The organism is Streptomyces sp. DSM 118878 (assembly GCF_052936595.1).
This window is the reverse complement of the sequence record NZ_CP193622.1, coordinates 6,276,666-6,299,429: the sequence shown is the minus strand read 5'-3', so window position 1 is coordinate 6,299,429 and position 22,764 is coordinate 6,276,666. Positions and strand designations below refer to the sequence as shown.

Sequence of the window (22,764 nt, the reverse complement as noted above, 5' to 3'; positions counted from 1 at the left end):
GCAACTGCCGTTACGGTCACGGGCGTTCAGGTCCAGCGGAGCTGAACGCCGGGACACATCAGCCCCCGGGTGGCACACCCGAAGGAGGGAGACCACGCATGGCGTGGGATGAGTGGGAACAGCTCAAGGCCAGCGCGGCCGAGCGTCACCCCACACAGATGCAGCTCAACCAGGCTCCGGCTGACCCAGGTGCCAGCGGTGGAGACGGCTGGGACAGCGGTGGCTCGACGGGGCTCAAGTCCAGCAAGGCCGCGTGGAGAAGAGCCGGGGAAGGGGTCGACTCACTGCGGGAGAACATCAGCAAGGCGCTGGCGGAGCTGGAAGACGGCCAAAAGGGTCTCGGTCAAGGCCCTCAGTGTCTTAGTGCGGCAGCTCAGCAGACTGTCCACGATTCATGGGAACGCTACGTCAAAGACGTCAGTCGCAGATGTGGCTCCCTCCAGAAATTGCTGGAGCAGATGGGCCGTCACCAGCAAAAGACCGACGAGGCAGTCGAAGCTGGGCTCGCGAATCTGTCCGTCGTGTACAGGGACACGCCGGCCACGGGTGGCCAAGCGAAGGGTCAGTGACCTCTAATAATGGATTACAAGACGCTCAAAACCCTCATTCCCGCCAAGTTCGAGAACGCAGCGGACGGCTATCGCGCGACCAGCGACATGGCAAGCGCAGCCAAGGACCACATCGAAAAACAAGTCACCGCCGGAATGCGGAAGTCCCTGGAAGGGGAAACGACCAAGGCGGCCCTCAAGCAACTTTCCGAGCTGGCGGAAAATTTCCACTACACCCAAGTCGAGTGCGGCTTAATCGGGACGGCACTCAACGGTTTTGCATACGACCTCGCCGCAGCCAAAAATAAACTCGACGCTGCCATTGACGCTGCCCAGGCAGATAAATTCACCGTAAATCCTGATGGCACGGTCAGTTATCCGTCAGCCGGTAAGAAGACCGACGGCGAACAACCCCCAGGGGGAACAGCGAGCGGCACGACCGACAAGACGGCAGCCGGACTGAATCGCCAGGCTGCCGGGTTCGACCCCAACCCGAACTATGCTCGCGCCCAGGAGTATGCCGACCGCATCGCCGCCGCCATCCGGGAGGCGACAGAGGCCGACGAGAAGTGGGCACCGAAGCTGCGGGCACTCAAGGCTGACGATGATCTCTCCGTCTCCGCTCGGGACTGGTCCGATGCACAGGCCGATATGCATGGGGTTCGAGCGGCGGCGAAAGAGTATGTGGAGACGCTTGGAGGGCCGCCCAAGGACGGTACACCCCAGGACAACGCGAAGTGGTGGAAGAGCCTCACCGCGGAGGAGCGCGCCGATTACGTCGCCGTCCGGCCCGCCTCGGCCGGAGCCCTGGACGGCCTTCCGGCAGATGTCCGCGATGAGGCCAACCGCATGGTGCTCGCCGAGAAGCAAGGCCAATATGAGGTGGCACTCAAAGCCATTCCGCCGGAGCCAGCTAATAAGTGGGTCAACGGCGGCGGCCGCGTGGGCTTGATACACAGCGATGAGTGGATGGACTGGCACCGGAAGTACGGCGAGCGAAAAGAGCACCTCGAGAATGCACTCAATGGAATGCAGAAGATTCAGGACCGTTTCGACTCCGCAGGGGCCGAAGGTCTTCCTGAAGCCTACCTGCTCGGCTTCAACGCAGAAGGCAACGGCCGCGCAGTCATCGCCACGGGGAACCCGGATACTGCTGATCACACAGCTGTCTATGTTCCCGGCACGACCTCGAACCTGGGGAAGATCGGCGGAGACATCGACCGCATGACGAATCTGTGGAGAGAAGCCAACGCGGTCGGCGAAGGCGCATCCGTCTCCACGATCACGTGGCTCGGATACGACGCCCCGCAGAGCATCGTCAAGGATGCACCGTTCAAGCACTACGCGGACGATGGGGCACCGTCCTTCAATCAATTTCTGAACGGACTAGATGCCTCACGCACCGCCGATTCGGAGGGCCATCGAACCGTCATCGGGCACTCATACGGCACCACATTGATCGGCTCCGCGGCCCGGCAGGGCGATCTCAGTGCAGACGACGTAGTTTTCGCGGGTAGCCCAGGAGTGCAGGTTGGTTCAGCCTCGGAGATGGACGTTCCCAGGGGGCACGTCTGGAACCAGGAGGCGGCAGGTGATCCGGTGCCGGACATCGGCCGATACGGGCACGGCGGAAGTCAGTTCAATCTGGGCGGCGGGGTATGGCTCATCCCCAGCGATGACCCCTTCGGGGCGAATCAGATGACCACGGACACACATGGACACAGCGACTATTGGGACAGCGGCACCACCAGCCTCGAGAACCAAGCCCAAGTCGTGCTAGGCAGGACGGGGAACGTAGACCTTGAAGAATGAAACGCGGGCCGGAGCGCTTCTACTGTCTCTCACTTCTGTCCTACTCACGGGATGCGGCATGAATGATTCAAACGGAACCAACAGCTCCGCCCCCTCTTCCGGTACACGGAGCATTGACGTCGCACGGACTGAAACGAAGAAGGTATCCAGCGACATCCTTGACATCATCAACCTGAAGGGGAAGGTCTCCGAGCCCGGCCCCGGCGTGACTCGATGTGGCGGAGAGAAAGACCCCGAAAAGTTCTTTCGCATGCTGCACCCATGGAGCTTCACGCCGGAATCGGCAAAGGGGCTTGACGATGTGATGAAGCGCCTCAGGGAGGAGCTGCCCAAGAATGGATGGAAGGTCGTGGAGTACGAGCGCGACACCAGCCCGAACAAAAACCTGAACCTCACTGCCGACAATAACAAGAGGAAGTTCAGCGTCCACGTCACGCACTACGCGAAGGACAGCCCTCCCAAGTTGGCCGTACGAGTCATCTCAGGCTGCTATCAGGTACCCGAAGGCGAAAGAGTCGATCAGTACTGAGGTCTTCACCTTTCCTCGCGTTGACGTTCCCGCGTCCGTCGGCGTCGCGTATCCCGCACAGCCACCCCCGTTCCACCGAGCCCCGCCACGAGCACCGCCGCCCCCACCGCCACATACGTGGCGATACGTGCCGTGCGCTCTTCCGCTGTCTCACCCAGGTGGAGTTTCGCGGGAGTGGGAGCTTCCGCCCGGGTCACGCCTTCCCGTGGCGTCGGGGATTCGAGTGGGTGGCTGTCCTCCGTCAGAGCGCGGATCGGGTCCGCTATGCCCCAGCCGACCAAGCGGTCGTGCCCGGGCACGGAGCGTTCCGCTGTTTGTTGGATCTGGGCCGTGATCTGACGCGGAGTCCAGGTGGGGTGCTTGGATTTGATGAGGGCGGCCAGGCCGGCGACGTACGGGGCCGCGAAGCTCGTGCCGCTGTCGGCGCAGTGGCCGCCGCCCGGGACCGTGGAGATCATGTCGACACCAGGGGCTGCCACGTCGACGAAGTCGCCGGACTGGGAGAAGGCGGCTCGTTCGTTGTTGCGGTCCGAAGCCGCCACCGCGAGCACGCCGTCGTAGGACGCGGGGTAGGTCTTCTTGATGTTGCCGCCCAGGCCGTCGTTGCCCGCCGAGGCGACCACCACCCGCCGCAGGCCGAGCGCCCTGTCCACTGCCCGCTTCAGCTCCGGTGCGGGCTTCGCCGCGTTGGCGGTGTCCTGGGAGATGTTGATGACGTCCGCGCCGGCGTCGACCGCGTGGTCGATGGCTTTCGCGAGTGTCGTCGCGGTGCCGTGGCCCTCCGCGTCGTTCTGCGTGATCGGGATGATCGTCACGTCCGGTGCGAGGCCCACGAAGCCGGTGCCCTTGGCGGGGCGTGCCGCGATGATGCCCGCGACGCGGGTGCCGTGACCGACCCCGTCCGTCGTACCGTTCGCCTTGCCTCGCTCGATCTTCTCTCCCTTGTCGTCCTTGGCGGGGAGGAAGTTGCGGCCACGGGACACGTCCACCGCGGGTTTCAACTGCGGATTCTTGGTGTCCACGCCGGTGTCGATCACCGCCACGCGCACCCCCTTGCCCGTTGACTGGAGCCACAGTTCGTCCAGGAGCACCCGTTGCAGGGACCAGGGGCGCCCCTCGTAGGGCTTGGAGGGGAACGTGCACTGTCCGGACGACGAGGGATCGGCGGCGGCCGGCGTCGGCGTCGCCACTGCGAGAGTCAGAGCAGCCGCGGCGGCCCCGGCTGCCCTTCTCGTACTGCGGGAAACCACACGGGAAAACGCGACGGAAGCGTTCGTCATCTCAGCGCCCCCTCACGCCTCAGGAGCCCTGCGGCTGGCGGGCCGCGGCCGTCGACAGTCGCGGCCCGGTGGGCAGGAATTTGGACCAGGCCGCTGGGATCGGGATCACGTCCGTGTCCCCGTATCCGAGGCGCGTCTGGGCTTGTTGCGCCTCCTGCTGTTGCTGCTTGCGCTGCTTCGCGGAGGTGCCGATGCCCTCGTCGTCGGTCGCGCTGTCGCTGTTGGACTGCATCGCGTACCGGAGCCCCGTGTCGGTGACCAGGAAGACGCCGCCGGCCTTCGTCTCGGAGCCGAGGAACTGCCGGTAGAGCTGGCCCGAGCCCGGCGTGACGTACGCGCTGGACGAGCCGGTAGGAAGCGGGGCCGGGAAGTCGGTGCCTGCCCAGGTGCTGAGAGTCGTCGCGCCGTCGTCGGCGTCGACGTCGCGCAGGACGTTGCACACGGTGTTGCGACTGCCGCGCGTGGTGGACGCTTCGTTGGTGGTCCTCGGCTCCTCACGCGGCCATCTGTACTCCGCCCCGAACTCCTTCGTACCGGGGCTGAAGGCCGCGGCGCTCAGTTGCCGGGCCCGGCCGTTCTGCCCGAGGGTGACCAGGTCGGGGCTGCTGAGGAGGAGTTTCGCGGTGAAGTCGGAGACCGGGGCGATCCGCCCGGGAAGAACCACGTAGTGCTGGGGCCCTTCGCCGTCCGTCGCTTTGAGGATCATGCCGACCTTGTCAGCCGCGTGGTCCTGCAGGCCCGGCACCTTCGCATCCGCACCCGGAGGGCCGTCGATCTCGGGGAAGGCAATCGCGTCTCGGGGAAGCAGAGTGTCGAGCCACTGTTTGGAGACCCGCTGCGGTTCGCGCCCGGACCCCACGAGGATGCGCAGCAGGAGCCCACGCTCCTCCCTCTCCGAGATCCGGAACGCCCTGCCGTGGGCGTCGACCACGTAGCGTGTCTTGTCCGGGCCCACGACGTACAACAGCTCGCCGCCCTGCAGACGTTCACGGCCTTCGGTCTTGTTGCGGTCACGCTCCCCGAGGACGAACACCGCTTTCTGAATGCTGCTGCCGCCCTCGACCGGACGTTCGCAGACCGCCCAGCGTTTGGCGGAGTCGGCCTCCGATGCCGAGGGCAACCGGTCGGGGGCATACGGGATGCCGATGGTGGCGCCGTGCGGGATCGTGCCCTTGTCGAGCACGGACTCGTCGACGTTGATGACCTCACCCTTGCCGGAGTCGAGAAGGAGCTTCGCCGACGCCATGTTGAGGACCGGGTGCAGTTGGGATTTGCCGTGGGTTTTCAGGACGACGTAACGGGTCGTCGAGTCGCTCGCGATGATGACGTGTTCCTTGGGCTTGTCCCAGCCAGGTTTGGCCGCCGGCCGGAACATCCCCCACGCGCCGAAGACCGCCAGGACGATCACCGCGACGATGAGGCCGGGCACCACCGCACGCAGGGGGCGAGGCGCTCCTTCCTCCGAGCCCGAGGGCGAGGGCTGGATGAACGCGGCCAGCGTGCGGCGCTTCGCGAAGATGTACGCGTTGAGTTCGTCCCGTCGTGATGCCATGCGTGTCTGGTTCTCCCCATGAGCGACCTGAGTGGCTGCTGCTCCCCGTGCGGTGGCGGGCCATGCCCATGCCCGCGCTCTCCGTTGTCGGGCCGGGCCCCTACTATGCCTGTTGAGTAATCGCACGTGCGGGCTGGGTGAGGTTATTGAGGTCCAAGCACCTTGCTCAAGAAGGCGGTTCGGGAGAGTTACGGGGGTGGGGCTGGTGGCTTCAACGTCGCGCAGGCGGAGGGGAAGACGTACGGAGTCCGCCACTCGGACGCCGGCACGGGTCGGCAACGGCTTGCCGGATACGTCAGGGATTCCCGGGCCCGCCGCCACGCTCCACCTGCGGCCGGGCACCGACCAGTTGGGTTCGTTCCGCCTGCTGCGGCTCGTTCTGCTGGAGCTCGCCGCCGCTCTGCTCGTCGCGGCCTGGGCCATCGGTCCACTGGCGCTCGCCCCGGCATCCGTGGTCGCCGCGGTGTTGGTGCTGTTGGCCGTCGTACGTCGCCGTGGGCGCCCGCTGCATCAATGGCTGGGAACCGCAAGGGCGTTGAAAGCCCGGCAACGCAGTTCCGTGGGGAGATCGGTACCGCCGGGCACCGACCCCGCTTTCGCCCCAGCGGTCGAGTGTGACCCTGCCCTCCGTACGTACGCCTACAGCGGCCGCGACCGTCGCGAGGTCGGAATGGTCGGCGACGGAACGTTCGTGACCGCGATGCTGCAGGTGGAATCGGATGTGACCGCGCTGCGGGCCGACCGCGGAAGACAGCCGCTCCCGGTGAACCTGGTGCGGGACGCGCTCGAAGTGGACGGCATCCGGCTCGAGTCCGCCCAGATCGTTCTGCACACCCAGCCCGCCCCCGCGCTGCACCTTCCGCAACAGTCCCTGGCCGTCAGCAACTACGCACCGCTGCAGGCCCTCACGGGGGCACCCGCGGTGCGGATCACCTGGATCGCCCTCAAACTCGATCCGGAACTCTGCCCCGAGGCCGTGGCGGCGCGCGGAGGCGGTCTGGCCGGTGCACAGAAGTGCGTGGTGCGGGTCGCGGACCAACTCGCGAGTCGACTCACAGGAGCGGGATTTCACGTGACCGTACTGAACGAGGAAGAGGTGGCCTCCGCCATCGCGACCTCCGCCTGTGCCAATCCCCTGGTGACGGCTCAGGCCGGCCGGGCCGGGGTTCCGGAGCGCAGGACCGAGGAATCCCCGCGTGCTTGGCGGTGTGACAACCGGCGCCACACCACCTACTGGGTGGCGCGCTGGCCGCAGTTGGGAGGGGCCGGGGGACCTGCGCTGCCGCAGGTCGTAGCCCTTCTCACTGCGGTTCCGGCGCTGACCACGACCTTCAGCCTCACGCTCGGACGCGGCGCACGGCAGGAGATCTCCTTGCGCGGTCATCTGCGGGTGACGGGCCGCGGAGATGCCGAACTGGTCGCCGCGCGAAGGTCTTTGGAGCAGGCTGCCCGTCAGGCCGGGACGGGGCTGGTACGGCTGGACCGCGAACAGTTGCCGGGGATGCTGGCGACGCTGCCGCTCGGGGGTGCTCGTTGATGGCTGTCTCGACTCCTCCGGTCACGGGTTCCCCGGGTGCCCCGGCCAGGGGATCGTTCACTGCTGCGCTGCGGGGCGGATTCGGGCTGATCGGTCCTCGACACGGCAGACACGCGCTCTCCGCGGAGCAGGTGGACGCGCTGGCGCTGCCGATCGGTGACGACGGGGTCGTGATCGGCGTGGACGCACAGGGCAGCCCCGCGACGCTCGGCGTCAATCGCCCCACTCCGTACGACATCCTCTTCATCGGTGGACTGTGGACGGCGCAGGTCATCGCGTTGCGGGCGGCCGCGACCGGGGCTCGGGTGGCGGTGGAGACCGGGCGGGCCGGGGCCTGGGGGGCGTTGGTGCAGGCGCTCGGGGTAGGGCAGAGCGGGATGGCCGTGCATGACGTGGGGCGGGTGCCGCCGCAGGGAGCATCCGCGGGGAGTCCCGTGTTGGTGGTGCGCGACTGCGGGATGCGGCCGCCTCGGGGACGGGTCGTTTCCGCGCCCTGGCAGTCCGTCCTTACGGTGCTGCCCTATCTGAGTCCCGTCGCGCCCCGGCTCGTGCGGCAGGCGCGGCTGGTGGGCGTGCAACGGGTGTCGCCGGACGAAGCGGTGCAGATCGGGCGGTTGCTCGGGCTACCGGTCGCTGACGTCGGGTCGCTGCCGACGCTTGCGGACGGTGTGACCCTGTGGTGCGCCGATCGGGACCGGCAGTACGTGATGACGCAGGCCACGGACGCCGAGACCGGATTGTTGGGTACCGCTCGGCGGATGGACTGATCGGGGCGGGGCGGGGCGAGCGGGGCGTGCGTAGGGTTTCTCAATTCGCAGCGCCGTGTCTGTTGTTGTGCGCTTTGTCCGTCACTGTTTGATGTACGTGGATCGCTCGTGAGTGGGGCGTGACGCGATGGACAGCATTGGTGGGGTGGACTGCCCTGCCGTGCTCCTGGTTTTGGTGATTAGGCTGGGACAAGGCGCGGCACAAGAACCCACGAGTGGGTCGTGCGCGTCCTCAACGGGGAGAGCCAGGCGGATCGGACGACACGAACGGTCGCCCCCCACCACGGCACGAGGGTGCTCGACCACATCAGGAGGCATTGTGAACAGCGATCGGGACGAGATCCGCGGGGGCTGGGACTCACCCGTCGATGATCAGTCCGACGCGGAGTCCGCTGCCGAGACGACGGGCGAGTTCACCATCGACTACGCGCCGCCCGCCTGGTACACGCAGAACGCTTCGGGCAGTGCCGACGAGACGCCTTCGGCTCCGCCGGTCTCCACTCCGGCCGCCTCTACGCCGCCGGTCTCCGCGCCGCCTGCCCCCATGCCTTCCGCTACGGCTCCCTTTGTTCCGCCTGCGGCTGAGTCTGCGTCTGGGCCCGCGTCTGCGGCTGCTGCTTCGGAGCCGGCTCCTGTGCCTTCGTTCGCCATGCCGCCTGTGCCGTTGGCTCCGCCCAGGGGGCCTGTTTCGCCCGTCGGTGCGGAAGCCGGGGCTTCTGACGACGAGGTTGCTTCTCCGGGAGGGCTTCCCAGGGCCGTGCCGAAGCTTCCCGTGGGGAGTGGGTTCCAGCCTGCGGCTCGCGATGATGTCGCAGAGGAGCAGCAAGACTCGGCTGAGGCCGCTGGCGGTGGGGCCACTGACTGGAGTTCCGCCGTTGCCGGGCCCGCCGCCTCCGTGCACGTGACCGGTGCTGTGTCGAAGAACGACGTTGACGACCTCGCCGAGGCCGCGGCCAAGGCCGAGGACACGACCAAGGCCCAGGATGCGGCTGCGGCTGCGGCTGCGGCTGGAGAGGCGGGGGGTGATGGTGCTGAGCTTTCTGGTGGTGACGAGGCGCGGACTTCCCTTGCTTCCGAGTCCTCGCCCGAGCCCGAACCCGCGCCTGCGGTCGACGGGCTGGACAGTGGTGACCTCGAGAGCGGTGCCACCATTCGGTTCTCCGCGCGGGCCTTGAAGAGGGAGATCGAGGAGCGTTCCGCCGCCGACGCGGGGGCTGTCGCCGAGAGCGAGAGCACCGAGCCCTCTGCGGGCGACGAAGCTGCCGGGTCGGCCGAGCTGCCCGGTGACGCTGACTCGGCTGCCGGTGACATGACCGCCGCTGCCGGTGGGGCTTCTCCCGAGGTTGCTCCTCGCGACGTCGTGCCGCCTGCCGTGTCTAGCGTGTCTGCCGTGCCTGGCGCTGCGGCTGACTCGGCTGCCGGCGACAGCAGCGATGAGGAATCTGCGCCTGCCGCCTGGGCTCCGCCGCCGGTCGCGTCGCAAAGTGGGCTTCCGCCGTTGCCGCCCGCCTATCAGCCCGCGGCTCCGACCGCCGCGCCGCAGTGGCCCGCGCCCACCCAGGCCGCGCCGCCGGTACAGGCACAGCCGCCGGTACAGGGCGAGCCGCCGGTACAGCCTGCGGCTTCCGTCCAGGGTGCTCCTCCCGCTCAGGGCGAGCCGCCTGTTCAGGGTGCGCCCCCCGGCCAGGCGCAGCCGCCCGTTCAGGCCGCGGCGCCCGTCCAGGCCCCGTATCCCGTAGCGCCTCAGCCCGTGCAGGCGTCGGCGCCTGGGCCGGAGCCCGTTCAGGCGCAGCCTGCGCCCGTGCCGCCGCAGGCTCAGCCGATGCCCCAGCCCCAGCCGCAGCCGCCCGTTCAGCCGCAGGCTCCGCAGGCCCAGGCTCCCGGCGGGTGGCACACGCCGCAGGGGGCCTATGGGTTCCCGCAGCCTCCCGGCGCCGGCGACGCCCCCGTACAGGCCGGTGGTTACGGGTTCCCCCAGCAGCCGCCGGCCCCGCAGGCACAGCAGGCCCAGCCCCAGCCGCCGGCTCAGCCGCAGCCGCACGCCCAGCAGACCCCCCAGGCCCCCCAGGCCCCTCAGGCCCCCATAGACCCCCGTACCGGCGCCGCCTGGCCGCAGGCTGTTCAGCATGATCAGCGGGAGCGGACCAATCCCGGGGCTCCCCTCGGGTACACCGCCGCCGTCGAGCTGTCCTCCGACCGGCTGCTGCGCAACACCAAGCCCAAGGCCAAGAGCAGCCGCTCCTCCGGGGGCGGTCGCTTCAAGCTCGGCGGCAAGAAGGAAGAGGCCGAGCGGCAGCGGAAGCTGGAGCTGATCCGGACGCCGGTGCTGTCCTGCTACCGGATCGCCGTCATCAGCCTCAAGGGCGGCGTCGGGAAGACCACGACCACGACCGCGCTCGGGTCGACGCTCGCCACCGAGCGGCAGGACAAGATCCTCGCCATCGACGCCAACCCCGACGCCGGTACGCTCGGGCGCCGCGTGCGGCGTGAGACCGGGGCCACCATCCGTGACCTGGTCCAGGCGATCCCGTACCTCAACTCGTACATGGACATCCGGCGGTTCACCTCGCAGGCCGCGTCCGGTCTTGAGATCATCGCCAACGACGTCGATCCCGCCGTGTCGACCACGTTCAACGACGAGGACTACCGGCGCGCCATCGACGTGCTCGGGAAGCAGTATCCGATCATCCTGACGGACTCGGGTACGGGGCTGCTCTACAGCGCCATGCGGGGGGTCCTCGATCTCGCCGACCAGCTGATCATCATCTCCACGCCTTCGGTGGACGGGGCCAGCAGTGCGTCCACGACGCTCGACTGGCTGTCCGCGCACGGGTACGCGGATCTCGTCTCACGGTCCATCACCGTCATCTCCGGCGTGCGGGAGACCGGGAAGATGATCAAGGTGGACGACATCGTTTCGCACTTCGAGACGCGGTGCCGGGGGGTCGTCGTCGTTCCCTTCGACGAGCACCTCGCCGCCGGCGCCGAGGTCGATCTCGACATGATGCGGCCGAAGGTGCGGGAGGCGTACTTCAATCTCTCGGCGATGGTGGCCGAGGACTTCGTACGGGCTCAGCAGCAGCAGGGGCTCTGGACCTCGGACGGGAATCCGCCGCCGCGGGTGGCGCCGCCCATGCCGGGGCAGGTACAGGGGCAACCGCAGCCGCCGCAGTACGGCGGGGCGCCTTACCCGGGACAGCCTCAGCCGTATGCCCCTCAGCAGCCGCCACAGGCCCAGCAGCCTCCGCAGGGCTACCCCCAGCAGCCGCAAGGCTGGCAGGTCCCGCCTCCCGCGCAGCACCCGGAGGCCCCGGCCCCTTACCAGCAGCCCCCACAGCCTCCGCAGCAGTAAGCAGCACCAGCAGTAGCCCCGTATCTCACCTCAGCGGGCCCGTGCCGTTCCTCGGCGCGGGCCCGCCGTGCGTTCCGCCGTCCGGCCGCACCCCACGACTCCCACCGCACGGCTCCCCCACGACCCCCCACGACTCCCAAAGCCGCCCACCTGCTGCTCCCCCAGCCGTCACCCCCTCACCAGCCCCGCGTCAGAGGTCTTGACCAATGCGGGTGAAGTTGCCGTCAAGTCGTTATTTCCGCAGGCCACATGGGGTTCACCTGCCGTTGACGTGTGCTGACCGGCGCTGGTAAACACACAGCAACCAGCTGACGTTCCTTGATCAACCAGCGTTCAACCAGTTCGACCAGCCATTCCTGCGCGAGCGATGACGCGAGGTCACGACCCATGGACACACAAGATCAGCACGGCGGAAGAGCAGTGACGGAAGCGACCGCGCACGCCCCACGGCCCCGCGGCCGTCTGCGGCTCGTGCTCGCCGGGGGTGCCGCCGCGTTCACCCTTACGGCCGGTCTCGCCACGCCGCTCAATCTCGCCCCGCAGCAGGCCGAGGCCAAGGCGGACGACGGGAAGAAGGTCCTCACCGTCGCCGCGGCGCAGAGCGTCGACTCGCTCAGCCCGTTCCTTGCCCAGCGGCTGCTCAGCACCAGCCTGCACCGCCTCACCTACGAGTACCTGACGAACTACGACGCGAAGAACAACCGTGCGATCGATGGGTTCGCCACTGACTGGAAGCCCTCCGCCGACAAGCTGACGTGGACGTACACCATCCGGGACAACTCCAAGTGGTCGGACGGCAAGCCCGCCACCGCCGAGGACGCGGCATGGACGTTCAACAAGGTGATGTCCAAGGAGGGCACCGCCACCGCGAACTCGAACTTCGTCACCAACTTCAAGAAGGTGACCGCGCCCAGCCCCACCAAGCTGGTCATCGAGCTGAAGAAGCCGCAGGCCACCATGGCCGCCCTGGATGTGCCGATCGTTCCCAAGCACGTCTGGGAGAAGGTCGACGACCTCTCGAAGTTCAACAACGACAAGGACTTCCCGGTCGTCGGCAACGGGCCGTTCATCCTGACGGACTACAAGGTCGACCAGTACGTGCGGCTGAAGGCCAACAAGGACTTCTGGCGCGGCGCGCCCAAGTTCGACGAGCTGGTCTTCAAGATGTACAAGGACCAGGACGCGGCCGTCTCCGCCCTCCGCAAGGGTGAGGTGTCGTTCGTGGCAGGGCAGCCGGCGCTCACGCCCGCGCAGGCCGACTCGCTCAAGAACGAGGAGAACATCAAGGTCAACGAGGGTCCTGGCCGGCGTTTCTTCGCCATCGCCACCAACCCGGGGGCCAAGACCCGCGACGGCGAGAAGTTCGGTGACGGGCACCCGGCCCTCCTGGACAAGAAGGTGCGCCAGGCGCTCTTCCTCTCCGTGGACCGCAAGGCCATCGTCGACAAGGTGTTCCAGGGACACGCCGTCGAGGGCGCGGGCTACATCCCGCCGCGCTTCTCCGAGTACGCCTGGCAGCCGGGCAGCGACCAGCAGATGGCGTACGACCCGAAGAAGGCCGCCCGGCTCCTCGACGAGGCGGGCTACAAGAAGAACGGTGACGGCAAGCGCGTCGGCAAGGACGGCAAGCCGCTGGACTTCCGCATCCTCTGCCACGCCACGGACCCCAACGACAAGGCCGTGGGCAAGTACCTGAAGGAGTGGTGGGGGGATCTGGGCATCGGCCTTGAGGTCGAGTGCCTCGACGACGTGTCCGTGCCCTGGTACGCGGGTGAGTACGACCTCGCCTTCGACGGGTGGTCCGTCAACCCCGACCCCGACTTCGTGCTCGGCATCCACACCTGCGCCGCGCTGCCGGTGAAGGCCAAGGAGAGCGCCGCCACGGACAACTTCATCTGCGACAAGAAGTTCGACGACCTGTACGACAAGCAGCTCGCCGAGTACGACCCGGGCAAGCGTGCCGACATCGTCAAGCAGATGCAGTCGTGGCTGTACGACTCCGGGTACATGAACGTCCTCGCGTACCCGAACGCCGTCGAGGCCTACCGCACCGACCAGATCAAGTCCATCACCACCATGCCGACGGCCGCGGGCAACATCTACGGCCAGGACGGATACTGGAGCTGGTGGTCGGCCGTCCCCGCGGATGGGAAGAGTTCCTCCAAGGACGGCAGCTCGACCGGTGTCATCATCGGTATCGCCGCTGCCGCGGTGGTGCTCGTGGGCGGCGGAGTCCTGTTCGCCCTGCGCCGCCGTTCGACCGCAGAGGACCGCGAGTAACGCATGACCGCTGACAGCAATCCCGCACTGCTCGGCACCGAGGGCCCGGGCGGCCCCGGCGTCGACGGCGACCCGGCTCCGGCCGGGGCGCCGTCGGCCCGCGGGCCCCGGAGCCGCGACACCCGGGCCTACCTCCTCTATGTGGCGGGCAAGATCGGCGGCGCGGTCGTGTCGCTGTTCGCCGTGCTCGTCACCAGCTTCTTCCTGTTCCGGCTGATCCCCGGCGACCCCGTCAAGCAGATGACGGGCGGCAAGCGCGTCTCGGCCCAACAGCTCGCCGCGATGCGCAAGGAGTTCGGTCTCGACAAGCCGGTCATGACCCAGTTCTTCGACTACACCGGCAACGTCCTGACCGGCGACTTCGGCACGTCCTACCAGTTCCACACGCCCGTGATGGACAAGATCACCGAAGCGCTGCCCGCGACGCTGCTGCTCACCGGAACGGCGTACGTCCTCTACACGATCATCGGCATCTGGATCGGCACGCGCACCGCCTGGCGCAACGGAAAGCTGGGCGACCGCTTCAACACCGGGCTCGCCCTGACGCTGTACTCCGTGCCGTCGTTCTGGCTCGGTCTGCTGCTGATCATCACCTTCGCGGTGGGGATCGGGCCGATTCCCGGGATGTTCCCGACCGGCGGCCTGGAATCGGGCGGCGAGACCGGCTTCGCGTACGTCATCGACGTCGCGCACCACATGGTGCTTCCCGTGATCACACTGGTCGCCGTCGGGTACGCGCAGACGCTCCTCGTCATGCGCTCCTCGCTCCTGGACGAGATGGGCAGCGACTATCTGACGACCGCGCGCGCCAAGGGGCTCCGCGACGATCTCGTACGCCGCCGGCACGCCGTGCCGAACGCGATGCTGCCGACCGTCACCCTGATGTTCGTCAACCTCGGCACGGTGGTGGCGGGCGCGATCCTCGTCGAGACCGTCTTCTCCTGGCCGGGCCTCGGCGGTCTCTTCTACTCGGCGTTGAGCGTGCCCGATCTGCCGCTCGTGCAGGGGCTCTTCTTCGTGTTCTCCACCACGGTCATCCTCATGAACACCCTGGCCGACGTGATCTATCCGCTGCTCGACCCCCGGGTGGGCCGATGACGACCGAATCCGCCGAATCCGCCGAATCCACTACTCCTCCGACCTCGGCCGCCCCGGCCACGCCCGCCGCCCCCGGCAAGAGCGCGCGCGCACTCGCCCGGGCCCGCAGGCGGCACTCCATGACCCGCTTCTGGCGGGAGTACCGCACACACCGGGCCGGGCTCGTCGGCCTGGCCGCGCTGGTCCTGATCGCCCTCGCCGCCGTCTTCGCGCCGCTGCTCGTCGGCTCGGACGCGCAGAGCGTGACCGACGCCCCGGGCAAGCCGATGGAGGCGCCGAGCGGGGAGTACCCGCTGGGCACCGACCAGTTCGGGCGCGATCTGCTCGGCCTGCTCGTGTGGGGCGCCCGCATCTCGCTCTCCGTGGGGCTGCTCGCCGCGGTCCTCTCGGTGGCCATCGGCACCCTGGTGGGGATCACCGCGGGGCACTTCAAGGGCTGGTACGCCACCGTCATCATGCGTGTCACCGACTGGTTCCTCGTGATGCCGACGCTGGTCCTCGCCATCGCCCTCGCCTCGGTGATGTCCCGTTCCCTCTGGACGATCATCCTGGCGATCGGCGTGACGACGTGGCCGACCACGGCACGCCTGGTCAGGGCGCAGACGCTCGCCGTGGAGTCGCGGCCCTACATCGAGCGCGCGCAGGCACTCGGCGGCGGCCACGGCCACATCATGGCCCGCCACGTGCTGCCCAACGTCATGCCGCTCGTCCTCGCGCAGACCACACTGGTGATCTCCGGCGCCATCCTCACCGAGGCCACGCTCGCCTTCCTCGGCCTCGGCGACCCGACGAGCGTGTCGTGGGGCGGCCTGCTCCAGGACGCGCGCGAGGCGGGCGCGGTCAGCGCCGGGCACTGGTGGTACCTCGCCCCGCCCGGCCTCGCCATCGCCGTCGTCGCGCTGGCGTTCACCCTGTGCGGCCGCGCCGTGGAATCCGTGCTCAACCCCAGGCTGGGGGCCACCCGTTGAACGACGTACAGACAACCGAGCGACGACTGCTCGACGTGCGCGACCTCGAAGTGACGTACGCGAACGGCGCTGCCGCCGTCCGTGGCGTGAACCTCCACGTCGAGGCGGGGCAGAAGCTCGGCGTGGCCGGCGAGTCGGGCTGCGGCAAGTCCACGCTCGCCCTCGCCCTGCTGCGGCTGCTCCCGGCGGGCACCAAGGTGTCCGGGCAGATCCTGCTCGACGGCGAGGACGTCCTCACCATGAAGTGGGGGCGGGTCCGGGCGGTGCGCTGGGCCGGTGCCTCGATCGTCTTCCAGGGCGCGATGCACTCGCTGAACGCGGTGCACCGCATCGGCGACCAGATCGCCGAGCCGATCCTGCTGCACGGGAAGGCGACCCGGGCCGGCGCGGAGAAGAAGGTCGGTGAGCTGCTCGAACACGTGGGCCTGCCCGCCGCGCGCGCCGAGGCGTATCCGCACGAGCTCTCCGGCGGCCAGCGGCAGCGCGTGATGATCGCGATGGCGCTCGCCTGCGAGCCCCGGCTGATCATCGCGGACGAGCCGACCACCGCGCTGGACGTGATGATCCAGGCGCAGATCCTCCGGCTGATCGAGCAGCTCGTGGCCGAGCAGGACCTGGGCCTGATGATGATCAGCCACGACCTCGCCGTGCTCTCCGACACCTGCGACCGGCTCGCGGTGATGTACGCGGGCCGCGTCGTCGAGGAGGGCCCGGCCACCGAGGTCTACGAGCATGCCCGGCACCCCTACGGCAAGGCGCTGTCGGCGGCCTTCCCGCGGATCGGGGACCCGGCGTCGCGGTTCGCGCCGCGCGGCCTGCCCGGTGATCCGCCCGACCCCTCCGCGCTCCCCACGGGGTGCACCTTCCATCCGCGCTGCCCGGTCGCCCTGGACTCCTGCTCCACGGAGGACCAGGCGCTGCGGGACGCGGGCCCGCACCACCGCGCGGCCTGCGTGCACGCGGGCGCCCCGCTTCCGGCGCAGCCCACGGCGGCGCCCGCGACGGCGGAGCGCACGCCGTGACCGAGGAGAACCGTGAAGAGGACCCGCGCATGACCACCGCTCAGGCCCCTCAGGCCCCCCGGAAGCCCGGCGGCACGCTGCTGTCGGCCGCCGATCTGCACATCGCCTTCCCCGGCCGCCGGGGAGCACCGACCGCGCGGGCGGTCGACGGCGTCGACCTCGACATCAGGGCGGGCGAGATCGTGGCCCTGGTCGGCGAGTCGGGGTGCGGCAAGACGACCCTGGCGCGTTCGCTGCTCGGCCTCGTGCCGCCGACCTCGGGCAAGGTGACGTTCGCCGGGGAGCCGCTGAGCTACGCGGGACGCGCCCTCAAGGCGTACCGCAAGCGCGTCCAGCTCGTCCTCCAGGACCCCAGCGGCTCGCTCAACCCCCGGCACACGGTGTACGAGGCCGTGGCCGAGGGGCTGCGCATCCACGGGTACGCGGGGGACGAGCGGGCCGCGGTCGCGGAGGCCCTCTCCCGGGCCGGGCTCCGGCCCCCGGAGCGGTTCTTCCTGCGCTATCCGCACGAGCTGTCGGGCGGCCAGCGCCAGCGTGTCGTCATCGCGGGCGCGCTGGTCCTCGAACCCGAACTCATCGTCGCCGACGAGCCGGTGGCCTCGCTCGACGCCTCCGTACGCGGTGAGATCCTCGCCCTGCTGCTGCGCCTGCGCGAGGAGCTGGGGCTCTCCGCGCTGGTGGTGACGCACGACCTGGGGCTCGCGTGGAACATCGCGGACCGGGTGGCGGTGATGTACCTGGGGCGCATCGTCGAGACGGGCACGGTGGAGGAGGTCCTGACGGCTCCTCAACATCCTTATACGCAGGCCTTGTTGTCGGTGCTGCCGGAGGCGCCGGGCTCGCCCGTGGTCCTCACGGGGGAGCCCCCGGACCCCTCACGGATCCCCGGCGGGTGCCGGTTCCACGCGCGATGCCAGGTCCTCGCCTCGGGCGAGGCGGAGCGGGTCGGCGTCGCCGCTCGCTGCCGTGGGGAGGACCTGCCGTTGCTCGCCGGGGGCGGGCAGACGCAGGTCGCGTGCCACTGGGCGGCGGCGCGTTAGCGTCTGCCGGGTTCGGTTTGGCGGGCGACTGGCGGGTGCGACGTGGTTGCTCGCGCAGTTCCCCGCGCCCCTGAAGCCGGGGCTGCGCCCCGCTTCCCAGGGGCGCGGGGAACTGCGCGACAAGCCCCCACGACCCGCGGCCGAAGAACTACCCCTCGGTCGCCTCGATCAGCTCCCGGGACCTCTTCACGTCGTCCGCGATGGCGACAAGCAGCGCCTCGATGGAGTCGAACTTGGCCTGGCCCCGCACGAAGGCCAGGAAGTCCACGGCCACGTGCAGGCCGTACAGGTCGAGCCCGACGCGGTCGATCGCGTACGCCTCGACCGTCCGCTCGGTCCCGTCGAACTGCGGGTTCGTCCCGACGGAGATCGCGGCCGGCATCGCCTCGCCCTGGGCGTGCAGCCACCCGGCGTAGACGCCGTCGGCGGGGATCGCGGTGTGCGGCAGCGTCTCCACGTTGGCCGTGGGGAAGCCGAGCTCGCGCCCGCGCTGGGCGCCGCGCACGACGACGCCCTCGACGCGGTGCGGGCGGCCGAGGATCTCCGCGGCGCCCGTGACGTCCCCCTCGGCGACCAGGCGCCGGGTCAGCGTCGAGGAGAACGGCTCGCCGCCGCCCGCCGTACCGCTGACGTACAGGTCGACGAGGTCGACCTCGTAGTCGTACGTGGTGCCGAGCTCGGCGAGGAAGCCGACGTTGCCCGCGGCCTTGTGGCCGAAGCGGAAGTTGGGGCCCTCGACGACCACGCGCGCGTGCAGCTTGTCGACGAGGACCTTCACCACGAAGTCGGCGGGCGACAGCTTCGAGAACTCGGTGGTGAAGGGCAGGATCAGCAGCGCGTCCACGCCGAGGTCGGCCATCAGCTCGGCGCGCCGGTGGTGCGGGGCGAGCAGCGGCGGGTGGCTGCCGGGGCGCACGACCTCGCTGGGGTGCGGGTCGAACGTGACGACGACGGCGGGCACGCCGAGTTCCCGGGCGCGCTCCACGGCGCGGCCGATGATGAGCTGGTGCCCGCGGTGCACGCCGTCGTAGGAACCAATGGTGACGACGCTGCGCCCCCAGTCCTGGGGGATGTCCTCCAAGCCACGCCAGCGCTGCACTTCTTTGCTCCTCGCCGAACCTGTGTACGTCCGTTACGTCTGTACGTTCCCATTGCCGATTACGCAGGTCTAAGACTGCCATGCCGGAGGGCCCCGGCTCGCACCGGTATCTCCTCGTCCGGGGTGGCGGGGGTCACTCCCCGGTCCCGGACGTGTGACGTCAGGCCGGTACCCGGACGCCGCCCGCGAGGTTCTCGATCATCCGGCAGGCGCTCGGGCCGACCAGGGCGGTCCACTCCTCGGGGGCTCCGTCGAGCCAGCGGGTCACCAGGGCGGCGAAACCCGGCTCGGAGCGGGCCAGTTCGACCAGGCAGCCCTCGAAGCGGGACGCGCCCTCCGGCGTACGCACGAGCTGCCGCGCCGCCCGGCGCACGCGCTCGCGGGCCGGTGCCTCGCCGCACTCGGCGGCGGCGCGGGCCACGGTCCGCACGACGCTCTCCAGGACCGTGGGGTCCCGCTCCTGGTCGAGCAGTACGTCGAGCAGCTCACCCCGCAGAACACCGGAAGCCGCGCTGCCCGAAGCCGCACAGCCCGAAGCCGCCCTGCCGGGGGCCGCGAGCACGGGCGCGAGCGCGGCTCGGACCGCCGAGGGCGTCCGGCTGTCCAGCAGCCCCGTCACCAGCGGGAAGAGGACGTCACGTGCGCCGGGCCCCTCCTCGATCCGCCGGTCGACATACGCCGCGGCGGCCTCACCGGCCTCGGGGCGGGCCGCGAGGAAGTCCCGCACCAGGGCGGCGACCCGCTGGGCGAGCACGGGCGTGGCCGCGTCGACGAGGCCGCCCAGCACGTCCTCGGCGCCGGGCCCCGGCGCCTGCAACCGAGCCCGGAAGGCGGCGAGCACCGCCTCGGGGTGGGAAGGCAGGGCCGCGGCCGCCGCACTCACCGGCATCCGCGGATCCCCGTCGGCGAGGAGCCGCAGGGCACGGCCGAGATACCGGGTGCGCGTCACCGGATCGCGGACCAGCATCGCAAGCGCCGCCCCGTGCAGGGACTCCTCGGCCGGGCCCGTGAGCAGGCAGAGCGCGGCGTACCGCAGCAGCTCGCGGTCGGCCTCGGCGGTGGTGTGCGCGGCGGCGCGCAGGCCGTGCAGGGCGGCTGCCGCATGCCGTCCCGGCCGCTCGTCCCGCGCCCAGCGGTCGACGGCACGGCAGACGGCGGCGGGCTCCTCCTCGGCGAGCGCGGCAAGGAGATCGTCGGCGCGAGCGTGGCCGCAGTCGACGAGGGCCTCGGTGAGGGCGTCGATGGCGCGGTGCCGGTGGGTGTACAGGAGCGCCTGCGCGGCGGAGGCCACGGTGGCTTCGGGCGCGGCGTCCAGCGGCCGCTCGTCGGAGAACCAGCGCACGAGCAGCGGCTGTGCGCCCGTGGGGTCGGCGGCCAGGAGATCGGCGGCGGCGTCCAGGCAGCGGCCCGGGGTGCCCGGCGGCCCGTCGCGCACGACGAGGCGCCGCAGCAGCGAGAACCGCTCGCTCTGCCCGAGCGGCAGCCGCAGCCAGAAGTCCGTCCCGAACTCCGCGCGGTCGGCGAGGTCATCGAGCACCTGGAGATACGGGGTCGCGTCCGGGACGCGTGACAGGACCCCCCGCAGCAGGTGCCTGCCCCACCACCGCGCGTCGGCGCCCGCCCCGCCGGGGGCCGCGTCCACCGGCTCCGACGCGGCGTCCGCCAGGTCGCGCAGGCGCGGTGCCAGTTCGGCGGGGCCGCGCCGGCGGCCGAGCGACAGCAGGGCCTGGATGACCGGGCCGATCCGGTGGCGGGGCACGGGCAACGGGCGCTCGGCGGCCGGGCCGCGCTGCTCGGGGACGACCGGGTCCTGGGGGCGGCGCCGCTGGACCAGGGCGTCCAGGGCGGCGTCCACGTCCAGATGCGTGCCCTGGAGCCAGTCGGCGAGCTCCTCGTGCGCGAAGCGGTACCCGGCCCCCGCGGGCACGAGCAGACCCTCGGTGAGCACCGCCGACGCCCATCCCGTACAGCCGTGGAACCGCGCGTCCGGCGCCGCTCCCCACGGGAAGACCGCTTCGAAGGAGGCCCGGTCGAGCCCGCCGTGGCCGGGGCCCAGGCAGCGCCGTGCCGCCTCGTGGACCTGCCCCGACACCTTCGCGGCGAGGCGGCGCACGGCGGTGCCCCGCAGCCCGTTCGACGCCGCGAGGCGCACCGCGATCCGCAGGCAGAGCAGGTCCAGGTAGGCGCCGAACAGCTCGTCCCTGGCCGGTGTGCCCGGCGGTGGCGCGTCGGGCCGTGCCGCCCGCACCTCGCCGAGCAGCCGCAGCGCCAGTGGATGCCGGGCGTCGGCCTCGGCGAGCGCTCCTTCCGGGATGCCGTACCGCCCGCGGGCCCCGCGGGCCTGCGGCTCGGGCAGCTCACCGAGGCATACGTGGCTCGGCGGGCCGGTGTCCGCGTCCGTTCCGTGCGGCGTCCCGGGGGCGAAGTGCTCTGCCGCCTGGTCCCAGTACTCCGCCCGGCAGGCGATGACCAGGCGCGCGCCCGTCTTCCGCAGCCAGGCGGCGGTGCCCTCGCTCCACTCGGCCAGGCGGTGCGCCGCCGCGGGCGGCATCTCCTCGGGCCCGTCGAGCAGCAACAGCAGCGGCCGCCCCGCGTCCCGTACGAGCCGTGCCACGCGCCCCGCCGAGATGTCGCCGAGGCCCTGGCCCGCCGGGGTGTCCCTGGCCGCCGCGAGGAGGCGGCCCGCCCGGCCGAGCGCGCGCTCCACGGCGTCGGCCACGGAGGTGTCCGTGCCCCGCAGGTCGCCGCCGCGCAGCCAGAGCGTGGGCAGGGGTGCGGCGCCCCTGGCCCGCCGGGCGGCCAGCACGGCCAGCTCCGTCGTGCGGCCCGTGCCGGGGTCGCCGACCAGGCCGAGCACCGGGGCCGGGCCCGCGGTGAACGCGTCGAGCTCCGCTGCCGTCGCGGGCCGTTCGACCGGTTCGAGCAGCTCGGGGCGCGGCCCGTCGCACCCCACGGACGTCGCCGTCAGATGCAGGGCTCCCGCCAGGTTGAGGTCGGCTCCATAGCCGGGGACCGTAGCGGCATTTCGCCGGAGCAACTCCCTGAGCACCTCGGCCCCCGGCGCCGACCCCGCCTCGGCGGCCGCGGCCGCAGCCCGCAGCGGCACCGCGAAGCCCGCGGGCCGGTGTGTCGGGAGCGGCTCCCTGGGTGTGGCCGGATCGGCGGGGGCCTGCGGCAGCAGTGCCGTTCCGAGGACGCCGAGCACCGCTCCGGACGAGGCGTCCACGACCGGGCCGCCCGCCGCTCCGCCGCCGAGCCGCAGGGCGTCGGCGCCCGAGGTGCCGATCGCCAGCTCCAGGGCGGAGGCCGGCAGGCGGAAGCGGTCCGTCGCCGTGCGGGTCACCGGGGAGCAGCCGAGCACCCGGGCCTCGCGCCAGCCGCAGGCGGCGATCCGCACATAGGTGCCGGTCGCCACGGAGTCCCGCACGGCCAGGGGCAGCGGTCGCAGACCGAGGCCCTCGGTGCGCACCAGGGCGAGGCCCGCCTCGGGCAGTGCCACCACGGCGTCGGCGGAGACGACGCGGGTGCGCCGGCCCGGCGCGTGCAGGACGACCCGCGGCAGGCCGTCCACCGCCTCGTGGCTGGTGATCACCGTGCCGAGGTCGTCGGCGGCGAAGCCCGTGCCCTTGGGGCGCCCCGCCGGGTCGCACACCCGCACCAGGGACATGTCGAGCGCCTCGTGCCCGCCCCGCTCCCCCTTGCCCGGGGCGTCCCCGGCCCCCGGACCCCGTCCCGCCATGCTCGAACCTCCCGGCCGTTCCCCGTAACCCGACCGTAGGTCGGCGGTGATCAGCCGGACAGGAGGCGGTGCGAACGCGCCCCCTTCTGCTCCCCCGATTCACTCCGAGCGCCCGCCCGAAGGGGTGAATCGGCGGCCCGT

The 22,764-nt window shown here is 70.5% G+C and carries 16 protein-coding genes and 1 pseudogene; 12 read left to right on the top strand and 5 right to left on the bottom strand.

Annotated features, from left to right (window positions below; all coding sequences use genetic code 11):
* Positions 1-98: 98 nt before the first annotated feature.
* From ACRAKF_RS28105 to ACRAKF_RS28095, 3 genes are read left to right on the top strand one after another with little or no spacing between them, the layout of a single operon-like run.
* Positions 99-569, top strand: coding sequence for a hypothetical protein (locus ACRAKF_RS28105; protein WP_447040323.1), 471 nt, complete (start codon positions 99-101; stop codon positions 567-569).
* Between the two features lie 9 nt (positions 570-578).
* Positions 579-2,360: an alpha/beta hydrolase gene (locus ACRAKF_RS28100; RefSeq protein ID WP_447040322.1), complete on the top strand. Its 1,782-nt coding sequence runs from the start codon at positions 579-581 to the stop codon at positions 2,358-2,360.
* A gap of 58 nt (positions 2,361-2,418) precedes the next feature.
* Positions 2,419-2,889, top strand: a complete 471-nt coding sequence (locus ACRAKF_RS28095) for a hypothetical protein (RefSeq protein WP_447040321.1) — start codon at positions 2,419-2,421, stop codon at positions 2,887-2,889.
* 5 nt (positions 2,890-2,894) lie between these two features.
* Here the strand turns inward: ACRAKF_RS28095 and mycP are convergent, their stop codons facing one another.
* Positions 2,895-4,169 carry a type VII secretion-associated serine protease mycosin gene (gene mycP / locus ACRAKF_RS28090; protein ID WP_447040320.1) on the bottom strand — a complete coding sequence of 425 codons (1,275 nt, stop codon included), beginning with the start codon at positions 4,167-4,169 and terminating at the stop codon, positions 2,895-2,897.
* 19 nt (positions 4,170-4,188) lie between these two features.
* Entirely contained in the window at positions 4,189-5,721 is a 1,533-nt protein-coding gene (eccB, locus tag ACRAKF_RS28085) for a type VII secretion protein EccB (protein ID WP_447040319.1), read from the bottom strand.
* A 205-nt stretch (positions 5,722-5,926) separates the two neighbouring features.
* On the opposite strand from eccB, the gene eccE reads away from it, so the two are divergent.
* From eccE to ACRAKF_RS28070, 3 genes and pseudogenes are all read left to right on the top strand, one after another.
* Complete coding sequence (gene eccE, locus ACRAKF_RS28080) at positions 5,927-7,258, top strand: type VII secretion protein EccE (protein WP_447042218.1); 1,332 nt, start codon at positions 5,927-5,929, stop codon at positions 7,256-7,258.
* Positions 7,258-8,025: a hypothetical protein gene (locus tag ACRAKF_RS28075; RefSeq protein WP_447040318.1), complete on the top strand. Its 768-nt coding sequence runs from the start codon at positions 7,258-7,260 to the stop codon at positions 8,023-8,025. Before eccE ends, ACRAKF_RS28075 begins: the two co-directional genes overlap by 1 nt.
* Positions 8,026-8,152: 127 nt before the next feature.
* A pseudogene (locus tag ACRAKF_RS28070) lies at positions 8,153-8,425 on the top strand (hypothetical protein); the annotation flags it as partial.
* Between the two features lie 23 nt (positions 8,426-8,448).
* On the opposite strand, the gene ACRAKF_RS28065 reads toward ACRAKF_RS28070, so the two are convergent.
* Positions 8,449-8,571, bottom strand: a complete 123-nt coding sequence (locus ACRAKF_RS28065; RefSeq protein ID WP_447042316.1) for a hypothetical protein — start codon at positions 8,569-8,571, stop codon at positions 8,449-8,451.
* A 1,276-nt stretch (positions 8,572-9,847) separates the two neighbouring features.
* Here ACRAKF_RS28065 and ACRAKF_RS28060 point away from each other — a divergent pair.
* The 6 genes from ACRAKF_RS28060 to ACRAKF_RS28035 all read left to right on the top strand — a co-directional run bounded on the left by ACRAKF_RS28060 (position 9,848) and on the right by ACRAKF_RS28035 (position 17,785).
* Positions 9,848-11,377: a MinD/ParA family ATP-binding protein gene (locus ACRAKF_RS28060; protein ID WP_447042216.1), complete on the top strand. Its 1,530-nt coding sequence runs from the start codon at positions 9,848-9,850 to the stop codon at positions 11,375-11,377.
* 387 nt (positions 11,378-11,764) lie between these two features.
* Positions 11,765-13,657 carry an ABC transporter substrate-binding protein gene (locus ACRAKF_RS28055; RefSeq protein WP_447040317.1) on the top strand — a complete coding sequence of 631 codons (1,893 nt, stop codon included), beginning with the start codon at positions 11,765-11,767 and terminating at the stop codon, positions 13,655-13,657.
* A 3-nt stretch (positions 13,658-13,660) separates the two neighbouring features.
* Positions 13,661-14,755 (top strand): ABC transporter permease, encoded by a 1,095-nt coding sequence (locus ACRAKF_RS28050; protein ID WP_447040316.1) that lies wholly within the window; start codon positions 13,661-13,663, stop codon positions 14,753-14,755.
* Positions 14,752-15,723, top strand: a complete 972-nt coding sequence (locus ACRAKF_RS28045) for an ABC transporter permease (RefSeq protein WP_447040315.1) — start codon at positions 14,752-14,754, stop codon at positions 15,721-15,723. Before ACRAKF_RS28050 ends, ACRAKF_RS28045 begins: the two co-directional genes overlap by 4 nt.
* On the top strand, positions 15,720-16,745 hold the full coding sequence (locus ACRAKF_RS28040) for an ABC transporter ATP-binding protein (protein WP_447040314.1): 1,026 nt from the start codon (positions 15,720-15,722) through the stop codon (positions 16,743-16,745). The genes ACRAKF_RS28045 and ACRAKF_RS28040 overlap by 4 nt, the downstream gene beginning before the upstream one ends.
* Positions 16,746-16,774: 29 nt before the next feature.
* Positions 16,775-17,785, top strand: a complete 1,011-nt coding sequence (locus ACRAKF_RS28035) for an ABC transporter ATP-binding protein (RefSeq protein WP_447040313.1) — start codon at positions 16,775-16,777, stop codon at positions 17,783-17,785.
* Positions 17,786-17,933: 148 nt separating this feature from the next.
* On the opposite strand, the gene ACRAKF_RS28030 is transcribed toward ACRAKF_RS28035, so the two are convergent.
* Together ACRAKF_RS28030 and ACRAKF_RS28025 are read right to left on the bottom strand one after the other, a co-directional pair.
* Positions 17,934-18,884, bottom strand: coding sequence for a bifunctional riboflavin kinase/FAD synthetase (locus ACRAKF_RS28030; protein ID WP_447040312.1), 951 nt, complete (start codon positions 18,882-18,884; stop codon positions 17,934-17,936).
* Between the two features lie 160 nt (positions 18,885-19,044).
* Positions 19,045-22,623 (bottom strand): trypsin-like peptidase domain-containing protein, encoded by a 3,579-nt coding sequence (locus ACRAKF_RS28025; protein ID WP_447040311.1) that lies wholly within the window; start codon positions 22,621-22,623, stop codon positions 19,045-19,047.
* Positions 22,624-22,764 lie beyond the last annotated feature (141 nt).

Excerpts from the sequence above, each read along its gene's own strand:
- ACRAKF_RS28065 (WP_447042316.1), bottom strand. The coding sequence starts at position 8,571 with ATGGGGGCAGGCGGCGCGGAGACCGGCGGCGTAGAGGCGGCCGGAGTG.
- ACRAKF_RS28105 (WP_447040323.1), top strand. The coding sequence starts at position 99 with ATGGCGTGGGATGAGTGGGAACAGCTCAAGGCCAGCGCGGCCGAGCGT.
- ACRAKF_RS28050 (WP_447040316.1), top strand. The coding sequence starts at position 13,661 with ATGACCGCTGACAGCAATCCCGCACTGCTCGGCACCGAGGGCCCGGGC.
- ACRAKF_RS28035 (WP_447040313.1), top strand. The coding sequence starts at position 16,775 with ATGACCACCGCTCAGGCCCCTCAGGCCCCCCGGAAGCCCGGCGGCACG.
- ACRAKF_RS28060 (WP_447042216.1), top strand. The coding sequence starts at position 9,848 with ATGCCCCAGCCCCAGCCGCAGCCGCCCGTTCAGCCGCAGGCTCCGCAG.
- ACRAKF_RS28095 (WP_447040321.1), top strand. The coding sequence starts at position 2,419 with ATGAATGATTCAAACGGAACCAACAGCTCCGCCCCCTCTTCCGGTACA.
- ACRAKF_RS28025 (WP_447040311.1), bottom strand. The coding sequence starts at position 22,623 with ATGGCGGGACGGGGTCCGGGGGCCGGGGACGCCCCGGGCAAGGGGGAG.
- ACRAKF_RS28055 (WP_447040317.1), top strand. The coding sequence starts at position 11,765 with ATGGACACACAAGATCAGCACGGCGGAAGAGCAGTGACGGAAGCGACC.
- ACRAKF_RS28100 (WP_447040322.1), top strand. The coding sequence starts at position 579 with ATGGATTACAAGACGCTCAAAACCCTCATTCCCGCCAAGTTCGAGAAC.
- ACRAKF_RS28075 (WP_447040318.1), top strand. The coding sequence starts at position 7,258 with ATGGCTGTCTCGACTCCTCCGGTCACGGGTTCCCCGGGTGCCCCGGCC.
- ACRAKF_RS28045 (WP_447040315.1), top strand. The coding sequence starts at position 14,752 with ATGACGACCGAATCCGCCGAATCCGCCGAATCCACTACTCCTCCGACC.
- eccB (WP_447040319.1), bottom strand. The coding sequence starts at position 5,721 with ATGGCATCACGACGGGACGAACTCAACGCGTACATCTTCGCGAAGCGC.
- mycP (WP_447040320.1), bottom strand. The coding sequence starts at position 4,169 with ATGACGAACGCTTCCGTCGCGTTTTCCCGTGTGGTTTCCCGCAGTACG.